General features: G+C 42.7%; 11 protein-coding genes. 2 read left to right on the forward strand and 9 right to left on the reverse strand.

Going from position 1 to position 13,953, the window contains the following annotated elements; genetic code table 11:
• Complete coding sequence (xth, locus tag J0L83_12155) at positions 1-771, reverse strand: exodeoxyribonuclease III (GenBank protein ID MBN8665325.1); 771 nt, start codon at positions 769-771, stop codon at positions 1-3.
• Position 772: 1 nt separating this feature from the next.
• Entirely contained in the window at positions 773-2,167 is a 1,395-nt protein-coding gene (locus tag J0L83_12160) for a hypothetical protein (GenBank protein ID MBN8665326.1), read from the reverse strand.
• Between the two features lie 56 nt (positions 2,168-2,223).
• Between J0L83_12160 and J0L83_12165 the strand changes: the two genes are divergently transcribed.
• Positions 2,224-2,964, forward strand: coding sequence for a TIGR00730 family Rossman fold protein (locus tag J0L83_12165; protein MBN8665327.1), 741 nt, complete (start codon positions 2,224-2,226; stop codon positions 2,962-2,964).
• A gap of 64 nt (positions 2,965-3,028) precedes the next feature.
• On the forward strand, positions 3,029-6,136 hold the full coding sequence (locus J0L83_12170; protein MBN8665328.1) for an AsmA family protein: 3,108 nt from the start codon (positions 3,029-3,031) through the stop codon (positions 6,134-6,136).
• A gap of 42 nt (positions 6,137-6,178) precedes the next feature.
• Here the strand turns inward: J0L83_12170 and metH are convergent, their stop codons facing one another.
• The 7 genes from metH to J0L83_12205 form a co-directional block, all read right to left on the reverse strand.
• On the reverse strand, positions 6,179-8,890 hold the full coding sequence (gene metH / locus J0L83_12175; protein MBN8665329.1) for a methionine synthase: 2,712 nt from the start codon (positions 8,888-8,890) through the stop codon (positions 6,179-6,181).
• 1 nt (position 8,891) lies between these two features.
• Positions 8,892-9,911 (reverse strand): homocysteine S-methyltransferase family protein, encoded by a 1,020-nt coding sequence (locus tag J0L83_12180; protein MBN8665330.1) that lies wholly within the window; start codon positions 9,909-9,911, stop codon positions 8,892-8,894.
• 254 nt (positions 9,912-10,165) lie between these two features.
• Complete coding sequence (locus tag J0L83_12185) at positions 10,166-10,684, reverse strand: YceI family protein (GenBank protein MBN8665331.1); 519 nt, start codon at positions 10,682-10,684, stop codon at positions 10,166-10,168.
• Between the two features lie 26 nt (positions 10,685-10,710).
• Positions 10,711-11,127: a hypothetical protein gene (locus tag J0L83_12190; protein ID MBN8665332.1), complete on the reverse strand. Its 417-nt coding sequence runs from the start codon at positions 11,125-11,127 to the stop codon at positions 10,711-10,713.
• A gap of 86 nt (positions 11,128-11,213) precedes the next feature.
• Positions 11,214-12,119, reverse strand: a complete 906-nt coding sequence (locus J0L83_12195) for a hypothetical protein (GenBank protein MBN8665333.1) — start codon at positions 12,117-12,119, stop codon at positions 11,214-11,216.
• 11 nt (positions 12,120-12,130) lie between these two features.
• Complete coding sequence (locus J0L83_12200; GenBank protein MBN8665334.1) at positions 12,131-12,673, reverse strand: YceI family protein; 543 nt, start codon at positions 12,671-12,673, stop codon at positions 12,131-12,133.
• Between the two features lie 424 nt (positions 12,674-13,097).
• Entirely contained in the window at positions 13,098-13,946 is an 849-nt protein-coding gene (locus tag J0L83_12205) for a c-type cytochrome (protein MBN8665335.1), read from the reverse strand.
• Between the last annotated feature and the right edge of the window lie 7 nt (positions 13,947-13,953).

Below are 13,953 nucleotides of genomic sequence, written 5' to 3' on the forward strand. Positions count from 1 at the left end.
CTAAGCTTTTAATTCGCAATAAATTGGGCAGTGATCACTGTGTTTTACATCAGGATAGATGCTCGCTGCCACCAGTTTTTTGGCCAGGGTGTCGGTTACGCTGATATAGTCAATGCGCCAGCCCTTGTTTTGCAATCGTACACTCGGGAAGCGCTGACTCCACCAGCTGTAAGCGCCTGTAGCATCCGGGTTAAGGTAGCGGAAACTATCTACCCAACCATTGGCAACCCATTTGTCCATCCAGGCTCTTTCATCAGGTAAGAAGCCAGATGATTTTTTATTGCCTTTTGGATCATGAATATCTACTTCTTTGTGTGCTATGTTATAGTCGCCTGTTACAATAATTTGTGGTCTGGTTTTACGCAGTTCCTGTACAAAATCGAAGAACTCATCCAGCCATTGGTATTTATAGGTTTGCCTTTCATCGCCACTGGTTCCAGATGGGAAATAGGCATTGATCAGGGTTGTCTTTCCAAAATCAAGGCGAATTACTCTGCCCTCCTGATCACTCATCGCATGGCCTGTGCCCATAATCACCTGATCTGGTTTCTGCTTCGTAAGCACACCTACGCCACTATAGCCTTTCTTTTCTGCAGAAAACCAATAAGTATGAAATCCTAATGCTTCAAAAGCTGCAGCATCAATATCTGATACGTGTGCTTTTGTTTCTTGAATACAAATAATATCAGCAGGATCAGTCTTCAGCCAATCAAGTAAACCTTTGTTAATAGCTGCACGAATACCATTGGTATTGTAGGAGATGATGCGCATCTTATAAGTTTTTAAAACCCATCATGGGCTCTGTTTCTATAAAAGCCAAAACTAATAAAGCTTCAACGATTGAGGCGGGAAGTGTTGTATCCATGATAATCATGGATTCAGGGTATCTGTTCCCCTTAGCTAGTATTACCAAGTGATTATTAAAATAGATTTCACGATACGCAAAAGTCGGTGCTGCAATAATCTTGAAGGCTTGACCGAAAACCAATCCCTCAAATTCCTGTGGCGCTTCGTATTGTGTGTTACGGATATTGGGCATATCCACTTCCAGCATGGTATTGCTATCCACACCATTGTAAACGCGGTTAAAATAAAATTTTCTTTCGGGGTAGGCTTTCCAGACTGTTATTTGAAATCTTGCAATGGTATCATTGTTGCGCAATAGTACATGATCGTTTCCCGGCATATACTTCAGATAGCTGCTATAGCCATCTAAATATGCCGGATCAGCCATTTCGATGATTGAGCTAACATAATTATTGTCAGCAAGTACACTTCTGAATTCTTGTTGTCGAACCGCAAATTGGTAACTCCTGTTTTTTCTGCCCAGCTCAATTGCTTTTCTAATTTGCTGAGGGAAACGAGTTGTATTTTTTGCTTCCAGATTAATTCCAAAAAATCTACTGCTGTCAAATCGCATCATTACTGTAGTGTCCGCGGTAAGATTAAAGCGGAAATATGCATTGTTGGCCATTGTCTGAATTCGGCCTCTACCCACCTGATATTGCATCATGAAGTTATCTGCATAAACAGCAGGTTGAGCGCCAACAACTTGAATCGTACCATTCGCAGATGCAGTGTCGAGTAATACCTGTACAGCCCTTTGCAGCATGCTTTGAAAACCTGTAGGAGATGTGTCATATTCAGGGCTATACAAGCCAAAGCCTACACCAGGCCTGCGTTGCACCAGAAAAAAGCCTGTTTTGAATGAAGCAGATCCCTCAACCGGCGCATATTGTACGATTACTTGGTAGGTAGCTGTGGTGGCAGCCAGTAAACCATTAATCTTTTGTACATCTTCTGCATCTTCAGCAGCTTTTTGAAGAAGTTCTGAGGCGGTGAGTTCGGTAATTGTAATGTTAACTGAATGCTGCTTATTCGCCGTGCGTGTTGGTGCTGGTTTGTCGCCTCTTTTGAGTAATTGAAAATTTGTAGGGTAGCTGGAATCAGGTTGTACATCCCATCGTTTGCTGCATATTCTATAGAGTTCTTTCAGCATTTTTTGCTGAACTTTTTCATACTTCAGGTATTCAAGGGTTTTGTTGGGGGTGCCAACATAATTTTCATCACGAAAACTGATACCTGTTATTTCAGTAATAACGAGTGATTGAGCAGTTGCGTAATTGCAGAATAAAATGATAAAAGCCAGAAATCGTAATAGCCGCATTGTATAAACATATCTTATTAACAAGATACAATCAAATTTTGTGCTACTTTTTCACTATGGGTAAGAAACATAAGATTAAGCGGATTATTCCGTCAAGCGAGTCAGTTTATTTAGATGGTCCAAAACCCAGAATTAATGAACTGGGATTTGCCTGGGAGATTTTCCGGCAATTCATTAAGGGCTTCAGAAACCTGCACTTTACCGGACCCTGTATTACGGTCTTTGGTTCTGCAAGATTTAAGGAGGAACATAAATATTATCAGGCTGCCATGCAGTTTGGTAAGCGTATTGCTGAGTTGGGCTTCACTACCATGACAGGTGGCGGTCCTGGCATTATGGAAGCGGCAAACAGAGGTGCATTTGAGCATGGCGGACAATCCGTAGGCGTGAATATTCAACTGCCTTTTGAACAACATGCCAATCCATGGGTGCACAAGTCATTTACACTCAATTATTTCTTCATTAGAAAAGTATTGCTTGTAAAGTATTCTTATGCATTCATCATCATGCCGGGTGGCTGGGGTACCATGGATGAATTGTTCGAAACACTCACCCTGATTCAAACCAAGGTGATTAACGATTTTCCGGTAGTCATTTATGGAAGAGAATACCATAAGCCATTGTTGGACTATATCCATTTAATGGAGAAAGAGGGTACAATCTCTCCAGAGGATATGAACTTACTCTTGGTTACTGATAATATTGATGAGGCCATGCTGCACATTCAGAAATACGTACGCAAGAATTATCAAGTTAAGCCAAGGCGAAAGCTCTGGTGGCTATTTGAAAAGCGCTGATAATCTGTTTCGCATAAAGCATGCTGCCTGATTCTTAATTATCTTTAAAGGGTAATACCGTTTTATGCCCAATCTCATCAAGAGATTGGTAAGAATAGCCAAATGGTTTCTTGGTATCATTGTAGGCCTCTTACTAATCTTAGTTTTAATCCCTTATCTCTTTCCCGAACGTGTTTCTCGGGAAGTGAAGCAGCTGGCTAATCAGCATATCGAAGGCAAGTTTGATTTTGGAAAAGTACGGCTGTCTTTTTTCAGCCATTTTCCTGCACTCACTTTGTCTTTGTATGATTTCAGTCTGAAAGGTTCTGCACCATTTGAAAAAGATACCCTGATAGCCGGGCATGAATTGGCTTTCGGTATTCACCTAATGGATCTGCTGCGCAGCAAAGTAACCGTTGATCAGTTCTTTATTACCAAAGCAGATATCCATGTTCAGGTAAATGAAGCCGGTGCTGCTAATTACAATGTCTATAAATCAGGGAGCGATACAAGTAAAACCAGTTCAGACAGTAGTTCTGCCAGGCTGGAAATAGAGCATATCGTGATTCAGGATAGTAAGCTGGTATATGATGACCGTTCTATCCCCATCCGCATTGCTGCTGAAGGGCTGAATTATTCCGGTAAAGGCGACCTGAGTAAAGCCATTTTCGATCTGCACACATCGATTGATATCGCCAATTTTGATCTCAACTACGATGGAACCGATTATATGAAAGATAAGCGGGTGCGGGGTAACCTGATTACACAAATCAATACCAATTCACTGGCTTTCATATTTCAGGAAAACAAATTACGCATCAATAAGCTACCTGTTGAGTTCAATGGCAAATTTGAATTTTTGAAGAATGGGTATGCTATGGATTTCAGTCTTAAATCGCTGGAAACAGATCTGGAAGATGTACTCACAGCTTTGCCGCCGGCATACAAGCAATGGCTGGAAGATACCCGTGTAAAGGGTTATGTGGACATGAATGCTTCACTAAAAGGTTTGTATAGTACTGCAGACAATAAAGCACCAGATCTTGCTTTTAATCTGAAAGTGCGCGACGGCTATATCCGTTATGCAGATGCACCCATGCCTTTGAGTAAACTATTTGTCAATCTGGAAACAGCCCTGCCTTCACTCAACACAGATAGCTTTCGCGTACAACTGGATTCCATTTCTTTTCAGTTAGAGAAAGACTATTTCGGTGGAAGGATCAAAACAATTGGTATCGATAACCCCTTTGTGGATATGCGTATCCGCTCAAATATTGATCTGGGCAACTGGGATAAAGCATTGGGTATACAACAGTTTGATGTGAGCGGGCAATTGAAGTTGGCTATTGATGCCCAAGGTCAATTTATGCGCAGACCCGATTACAAAAAAATACATCCTGATACCATCATTACCAGTATTCCCGCATTCAATGCATTAGCAGTTCTGGAAAATGGTAGTTTCCATTACAATACATTACCCGGTAAGGTGGAGCAGATTCAACTGAATCTTGCAGTCAACTGTGCCGATAGTCTTTACCAACACACACGTATCGCGCTCAATAATTTGTCTGTGAAAGCGGGTAAAAATTATCTCAAGGCAAAGGCTGTTATTGGCAATCTGGCTCAAACACCGGTAGATGCCAGTCTGGATGCACAAATTCAATTACAGGAATTGCAACAGTTTTATCCGCTTGAGCAAATACAGCTGAAAGGGAAACTGCAAGCGAATGGATTGGTCAAAGGCAACTATCAGCCTGAAAAAAAGCAATTCCCGCTCACAACACTTGAGGCAAAGCTTACAGACGGCTGGATTAAAACACCTTATTATCCCAACCCAATTGAGCAAATACAGGTAACAACTAAAGTGGCATGCCCTACTACCAATACCAAAGACCTCAGTATCGATATTCCTACTGCAAGTATGCTGTTTGAGCAATCACCCTTCCAGCTGAAAGCAAACTTTGCAGATCTTACAGATATCCGTTATTTACTTGATGCAAATGGGGTATTGAATATTGGTAAGATCTATCAGGTTTTTGCTATCAAGGGCTATGATGTTAATGGAACAGTGATTGCTGATGTGCATTTACAAGGCAGGCAAAGTGATGTACTCAAGAAGCGCTATACGCAATTGAATAATTCGGGTAGTATTCGTGTGAAGGAACTGGACTTGCGTACTGATTTATATCCGATGCCTTTACACATACGTAATGGCGTCTTCAGTTTTGTACAAGATAAATTACGCTTCGATGCTTTTCAGGCTGATTATGGACAAAGCGATATTCAGCTAAATGGATCAGTCTCAAATTTGTTTGCTTATATCTTGGATCAAGGTGCATTAAAAGGGCAATTCAATTTCACCTCTAACAAGCTCTTGCTAGATGAATTGATGGCCTATCAAGGCGATACAACTGCTACACAAACCGAGTCAACTGGCGTTATCATGCTTCCTAAGAATCTGGAGCTTCAGTTGAATGCATTGGTACAGAAGGCCTCCATACAAGACATTCCTTTGGCACAAATCAAAGGGGCAGTGTTATTGAAAAATGGGATACTGCAAATGAAAGATGCTGGCTTTATAATGGCTGGCGGACAAACTACGATGAATGCTAGCTACACACCAGTTACCCCACTAAGTGCCAATTTCGATTACCATATACAAACGGCAGATTTGGATGTACAAAAAGCATACAAAGATATTGGACTGCTGCGCGAAATGATGCCTGCAGCTAAGAAAGCACAAGGATTGATTTCGCTCGACTATCAACTAGCTGGTAGACTTGGTGCAGATATGTTTCCAGTAATGCCCTCACTGAAAGGTGCTGGTGTGTTGTCTGTGAAGCAGGTGAAAGTATATGGCTTTAAACTATTCAATGCTGCTGCGAAAGCTAGTGGCAAGAATGATATCAAAGACCCTGATCTGAAAGATATTCAGTTAAAGTCAACCATTCGCAACAATATCCTCACGATTGAGCGTACGCGTATGCGTGTTGCCGGTTTCAGACCAAGAGTTGAAGGACAGGTATCATTGGATGGTAAACTCAACCTTAAGTTCAGGCTTGGATTACCACCGCTCGGCATTTTTGGTATTCCTATGACAGTAACAGGAACCAAGGACAATCCCATCATTAAAATGAAGCGCGATAAATCCGGTCAGGTTTTGCAAGAAACTTCAGATGAAACGGAACAATAAAAAATCCCCACATCCCGATGTATTGGGCTATGGGGATTGAATTTATTCGATGTTTGAACTTAACCAGCGTTCAACTAATTCTAGTGGCATGCCTTTTCGCTTAGCATAATCTTCCAGCTGATCGCGTTGAATTTTACCAATACCAAAATACTGGCTTTGTGGATGTGCAAAATACCAACCGCACACCGAAGAAGCGGGGAACATAGCCAATGATTCTGTTAATGAAATACCTGTTTGGTTAGTAGCATCCAGTAAAGCAAAGAGTTTGTATTTCTCTGTATGATCAGGACAGGCAGGATAACCCGGTGCCGGACGAATACCCTGATATGCTTCTTTGATCAAAGCTTCATTGCTCAGCGCTTCGTCAGGTACATAACCCCAGTATTGCTTACGCACAGCTTCGTGCAGGTATTCTGCAAAAGCTTCTGCCAAACGATCAGCCAATGCTTGCAACATGATTTTATTGTAATCATCATGCTGTGCTTCAAATGCTTTTACATGTGGTTCAATGCCATGAATGGTTACAGCAAATGCACCAATATAATCTTGTTTGTTTGCAGCTGCAGGTGCAATGAAATCTGCCAATGATAAATTGGGTTGATCTGCCGCTTTCTGAATCTGCTGGCGCAGGAACTGCAGGGTAGTAGTTTCACTACCATTTTTCACTAGTACAGAATCCCCATCGCTGGCTGCCTGCCAGAAACCAATCACACCTTTGGGTGTTAACCAGTTTTCTTTGCTGATTCTATCCAATAAAGCATTGGCATCATTGTACAATTTGGTTGCTTCTGCGCCAACAACTGCATCATTCAGGATATCAGGGAAATTGCCATGCATTTCCCAAGCGATAAAAAATGGCTTCCAATCGATGTATGGGCGCAGTGTTTCTACACTAACACCTTCCATTAATTTGGTGCCGGTAAATTGCGGCTGCACTGGTTGAAAGTTCGCCCAATCAATCGCAACTTTCTTTTGCAAAGCATCTGCGTAGGGCAGATAGTTCTTAACAGACTTCTTGTTATCGAAACTTTCTTTGAGTTTGGTGTATTCTGTTTTCAGTTCAGTTAGAAATCCACCTTTCTGTTCCTTATTCAGCAATGAACCAGCAACGGTTACGCTACGGCTGGCGTCCAATACATGTATCACGCCATTGGCGTATTCAGGTGCAATTTTCACTGCAGTGTGCATGCGTGAAGTAGTAGCGCCACCAATCAACAAAGGCTGCTTCATGTTGCGGCGCTTCATCTCTTTGGCAATATGGACCATTTCATCCAGCGAAGGTGTAATCAAACCACTCAGGCCAATGATATCTACATTTTCTTTTTCTGCTGTATCCAAAATCTTATCGGCAGGCACCATCACACCCATATCGATGATATCGTAGCCATTACAGCCCAATACCACACCTACGATGTTCTTACCAATATCGTGTACATCACCTTTTACGGTGGCGAGCAGAATCTTAGCTGCACCTGCACTTTCTGTATTGGTGGTTCCTGCAGCTTCGTGTGCAGCGCGACGTTCTTCTTTCTCAGCCTCGATAAAAGGTGTTAAGACAGCAACAGCTTTCTTCATTACACGTGCACTCTTCACTACCTGCGGCAGAAACATTTTACCACTGCCGAAGAGATCACCCACGATATTCATACCATCCATGAGCGGACCTTCAATCACGTCTAATGGTCTGGGGTATTTGAGTCTGGCTTCTTCTGTATCAGCATCAATATGTTCAGTAATACCATTGATGAGTGCGTGTGCTAATCGTTTTTCAACAGGCTCACTACGCCAAGCTTCATCTTTCTTTTCTTCCTTGCCTTTTGCTTTTACGGTTTCAGCAAAAGCAATCAGTTTCTCAGTGGCTTCGTTGTTGTCGTTATTGCGGTTGAGGATCACATCTTCGCAGAGATTGCGCAGCTGTGGTTCAATTTCATCATAAACCTGGAGTTGACCCGCATTCACAATACCCATATCCATGCCGGCTTTGATGGCATGGAAGAGAAATACCGCATGCATGGCTTCGCGTACATGGTCGTTACCACGGAAAGAGAAAGAAAGATTGCTGACACCACCGCTTACTTTGGTCAGCGGCATCAATTGTTTGATCTCGCGGGTAGCTTCAATAAAATCAACACCATAGTTGTTGTGCTCTTCCAAGCCTGTGGCAACAGCGAAAATATTGGGGTCGAAAATGATGTCTTGCGGATCGTAGCCAACTTGCTCCGTCAGAATTTTATACGCCCTGTGGCAGATTTCTACTTTTCTTTCTTTGGTATCTGCCTGGCCTTTTTCATCAAAAGCCATCACGATCACCGATGCGCCAAATGCTTTACAGATAAATGCTTGCTCAATGAATTTGGCTTCACCTTCCTTCATGGAGATGGAGTTCACGATACATTTACCCTGCACGCATTTCAATCCTGCTTCAATGATCTCAAACTTAGAGCTATCGATCATGATCGGAATACGGGCAATATCCGGTTCGCTCTGCAAGAGGTTCAGAAATGTGGTCATGGCTTGTACACCATCCAGTAGTGCATCATCCATGTTCACATCTAATACCTGTGCACCGTTCTCTACTTGTTGGCGGGCAACAGATAAAGCTTCTTCGTATTTATTCTCTTTAATGAGGCGTGCAAATTTCTTGGAACCGGTTACATTGGTTCTTTCACCTACGTTTACAAAATTGGTCTCCGGGCGAACAATTAGTGGTTCAAGTCCGGAAAGGCGCAGGTATGGTTTGATTGTTGTTGGCATACTAATAAGCAGTTTCTACAACAGGTAATGGTCTTGGTGTAATGGTGCGCACATGCTGTGCGATGTGGCGAATATGGTCGGGCGTAGTACCGCAGCAACCACCTACAATATTTACAAAGCCTTCTTTGGCCCATTCTTCTAAGAAATGACCAGTTTGATGCGGTTCTTCATCATATTCGCCCATGGCGTTAGGTAAACCGGCATTGGGATAAGCAGATACATAGCATGATGCGATCTGCGAGAGTTCCTCAATATGGCTGCGCATTTCCTTGGCACCGAGTGCACAGTTGAGACCAACACTCAATGGTTTGGCGTGCATCACAGATACATAGAAAGCTTCAAGTGTTTGTCCGCTCAATGTTCTACCCGATGCATCGGTGATGGTACCGCTGATCATGATCGGCAGCTCAGGCTTACCTGTTTCGCGGAAGAATTGCTTGATAGCGAAGATGGCTGCTTTGGCGTTGAGGGTATCGAAGATGGTTTCAATCAATAAAATATCTGCACCACCGTCAACCAGTCCGCGAATTTGTTCTGTATAAGCTTTTACTACTTCATCAAAAGTAACTGCACGGAAGCCGGGATTGTTGACGTCTGGTGAAAGGCTCAGTGTTTTGTTGAGCGGACCGATAGCACCTGCTACATAAGCGTGGGTTCTGCCTTCAACTGGACCATTAGCAAAGAATTCAGCCACAGCAGTTTTTGCACATTGTGCAGCAGCTACATTGAGTTCATAAGCCAGCTCCTGCATATCATAATCTGCTTGCGCGATGAAGGTGCTGCTGAAGGTGTTGGTTTCGATGATATCGGCACCTGCAGACAAGTATTGCTTATGGATATCGATGATGATGCGCGGATTGGTGATGCAGAGCAAGTCGTTATTGCCTTTTACATCGCAATGCCAATTTTGGAAACGCTCGCCGCGGTAATCGGCTTCTTCCAGTTTGTGCCGCTGGATCATAGTGCCCATGGCACCATCTATGACCAGGATGCGTTTACTCAGTTCTTCTCTGATGTTCATTCGTTTGTATTTAGCTGGGCTGGTTGTTGCCGATGCAGTGAGTGACACAACAGGTGTTGGGCCATGCTGTTCAGCCGGCAACCAAATAGAACCTAATTAACGCAGGAAACTGACGGGGGGGCAGTAGTCGGGCGTTTATTAGTTCTGTTGGTTGCGGTACAACCATGAAAAACCGGAAGGCCGAACAATAAACAAATCCGCCTTCCGGTTGCGAAATTAGGCTGTTTGTACAGAACAGCCAATACTTGGGGGTATTAATATGCTGCTGTAACAGTGATTTCCAGCTCTTTGGCGATGGCTTTGCCGATCTCGCTGCCGCTGATATTGAAATCTGTTATCTTAATCTTGAACACACTCTTGAGGGAAACTTTACCCTTGGTAATGGTAATGCTACCGGTTGCTTTGGTTTTCTTGGTTACACCATGGATAATCAAATCACCTTCTGCAGTGGCAGGATAAGTACCGTCTTTCGCGAAATTGATGGCAGCGATATTGGTGATCTTGCCTTTGAACTCACCCTTGGGGAACTTACTGCTCTCCAGGTAATCATCGTTGAAGTGCTGCTGCATCAATTCATTTTCAAAGCGAAAACCTTTAATGAGCACCATAAACTGCATGGCGCCGGTCTTTGTATCCAGCTTGGATACGGCTTGGTTATTAGTGGCTTCAATGTCTTCAGTTGGGGTAGAAGAAAAGAAGCGGATTTGTCCGGCTTTCGTCTGTAAAACCTGTGCCTGAACGGTTGTTGTAGCGGCCATCAGTAGCAGGCCCATCCAGAATTGCTTGTACATACTTGATCTTATTGTTTGGTTACTATCGCATCAATTACAACTACATCACTCAAGAAGCCTGTACAAACCCCTTTGATGGTGATTGTTTTACCCGTTTCAATACCGGGTGTTTCTTGCTTTAATGTGCAGTACACATTAGAGAATTCATCCTCACTTTTAAGTGTAATCGTTGGTTTGCCTTCCGCATCAGGCTTTACTTCACTTACTGTTCCGGTGATTTCAAGTGCTTTGTTGAGGTACTGCACATTGGCATTGGGCTCATTCTCCTGATAGGCTTTTACCAGTGCTGCCGCGGTAACAGCTATCCCTTTTTCATCAGCCACATCTCTTTTAAAGTGTGTAGGACGGTAGAAGATAAAATACCAGATACCAAGAATACCTAATGCTACAACAGCCAGGAATCCCAGAATTAGTTTCTTTTTCATGTGAGCGGTTTGCGGTGTAAAGATACGAATACAATAATTACATGTATGTACATGAATTGTTCGAAATCCGGAAAATTAACAGGGTATTACCAGTTCTGCTTGAGTTCTTTGGATTTTACCAAAGTGAATACTCTGGAAATATTGAAGCCAAAATGGATATCGCCTTTGCCCCAGCGGCCGGTAGTTTCTGTAATAAACGTACGTTCTGTCATACCCGTTGAGTTGGTAAGTTGCAATTGGAAAACATGGCCCCCAGTTTCTATATCAAAGCCGAAAGAGAGCGAATTGTAATAGCCGCTGAGTTGATTGATTTGATGGTAATACTCACTGGTGAGATGCACTCTTTTAGAAAGTCTTTGTCTGCCGGCGATGCCTATTGAGAAAAGGTCGTTTGGATCGTTGCTTTGCGGTACATAATTATAGTGTATGATGGTTGGCATCAATTGTATGGCAGTGGCTTCTGAAAACTTTCTGGCAATGATTAACTGGTGGGCATAATAGAGTCGATCTGAAAAACTCCATTTCACGGCTGGATCTGGTTCCTTAAGCGTTTTCAGCATACCTGTGAATACATAGCTCAAAGAGATAGGCATGGCATGTTCGCCTGTGGTTTGGCGAAGAATCTTGTATTTCAGAAAAGCATCAAACTGTTTTTCAAAAGTGCTTCTGCCAAAGCCAACCATGAGCCTATCTGATATTCCATAATCTAGCCCCATACGCATACTGGCATTGTCTAAACCAAAGAGATCATATGCGCCTTGGTTCAGTCTGCCGAAACGGTGGCTGATTTTAAAATCCAGAATACCCTTGCCCACATTTTCAATGGTATGTCCGTTAACCAATCGAGTTGTTTTAAATGTAGCAATAACCAGTTCTTTTGGTTGGTTGGACTTTTGCGCTTCATCCATCTCTTTAAAAAGATCGCGCTCCTGCGCTATCAGCGGAGCTGTGATGCCAGAATAGAATAACAATAGTGTTATGATTTGCTTCATAATAGGTTTGTTTAGTCGAATTTGCATTTTACGCTCACTTCTACTTCGCGTGCAATTTTATCGCCGATATAGGAACCGTTAATGTTGTAATCTCTCAAAGCAACTTTAAATATGCTTTCAATGGTTACTCCGCCGCTGTTCACCATGACATTACCTTTTGTGATCACACGCTGGCTTACGCCGTGTAGGGTAAGTGTGCCATCTGCTGTGATTGGATAAATGCCATTTTTAGAAAGATCAATTTCTTGCATCTTATTAATGTATCCCTTGAAAACTGCACTTGGATACTTAGTGCTTTCCAGATAGTTTTCATTGAAATGGTCTTGCATCAATTGATTGTCGAATTTGAATCCTTTAATCAAAACAGATACCACCAATTGACCGGTTTTCTCAGCTAGTTTACTTTCAGCCTGTAGATTAATGGCACGTATAGTTTCAACTGGTGTACTCGCGTTGAATTTAATTATGCCATTTTTAGAGCTGAGTACCCTTTGGGCTGATAATCCTAAACAGTTAGTTAGCAATAGTATGCTCAATAATATTCGTGTGATCATACAAGTTTTGATGGTTAATTATTTAAGCTGCCTCTATTGATCCATGCGCGAATCTTATTGATAGAGCAGTCTGGTAATTTGCTTGTATTTTTGGGCATATTCGATGCTAGGCCGTTGTGTAGAATCGAATTAAGTAGCAAACCATTGGTTGCGTAAGTACGAACACTAGTATAAGTATCCAGCTTAATGCCTGCTCCAAGACTGGCACTTCCACTGTGGCAGCTATAGCAGCTGGCTTGTAGAATCGGAACAATATTCGTCTGATAACTTATGCTGGTTGTGTCGCAGCTATTATTTCCTGGCAAGCTAATTGCGCCCTTCTTGTACGTGCAGGCATAGATCGCCGTAAAAAACAAAAATGTCGCGCATTTTAAAAGATCAGCAGTCCTCATAGTTATGTTGATTGTTAGTCTAGCTGGATTGATTAGTCAATGAATCTACCTCCTGCATTAACCCAGGCGGTAATTTTATTCTTGTCTGCTGCTGAGAGTTGTCCGCCTGTAGGCATGAATGAGGGGTTACCATCAACTGCCCTTGCTTTAATGCGGTCTTTTTGTTGCACAATTACACAGTCTTTGCTAAAGTCAATACCATTTTGCGGACTGGAGCCTCCATGACAGCTCACACAGTTTGTCTGAATGATTTGTCTTACGTCTGTAAAACGAGTTCCTGCAGCAACTGAGCTTACGGTGAAACTATTTGTCTTCAAGCAGCCATCAGCATCCTTAACACCAATTGTGTGTGTGCCAGCAGCAATATTGCTGAATACATTGCTCGATTGAAAAGTGCCATTATTCACGTTATAAGTGAAGCCGGTACTTCCACTTGCTGAAACAGTGATACTGCCCGTTCCTGCACAGGGGTCTGAATTGGTTGTATTGGCAGTTATCGTAATAGTCTTACCAGTACATACATCTGGCGCAGTAATGGTAAATGAACCAGTTCCGGTACAGCCATTACTGTTACGTGCCGTAATTGTGTACACACCTGCTGTGAGATTGCTAAAAGTACCGGATGACTGGAAACTGCCATTGTTGATACTAAAGCTGAATCCGCTGCCACCGGTAGCGCTTGCTGCAATACTGCCGTTATTTCCATTTATGGTTGTCACATTCGAAACTGTTGCTGTAACTGTAACGGTAATACCAGCACACGGGTTTGGTGTTGGTGCTGGGGTACTGTCTCCGCCAGATTTTGAACAGCTGTACACTAGACATACGATGAGTATGGGCAATAAGGTTTTGTATAACCTTTTCGGGTTATTCATCTTCATGGTTAGT

It is taken from the genome of Chitinophagales bacterium (assembly GCA_017303835.1).
Lineage (GTDB): Bacteria > Bacteroidota > Bacteroidia > Chitinophagales > Chitinophagaceae > JAFLBI01.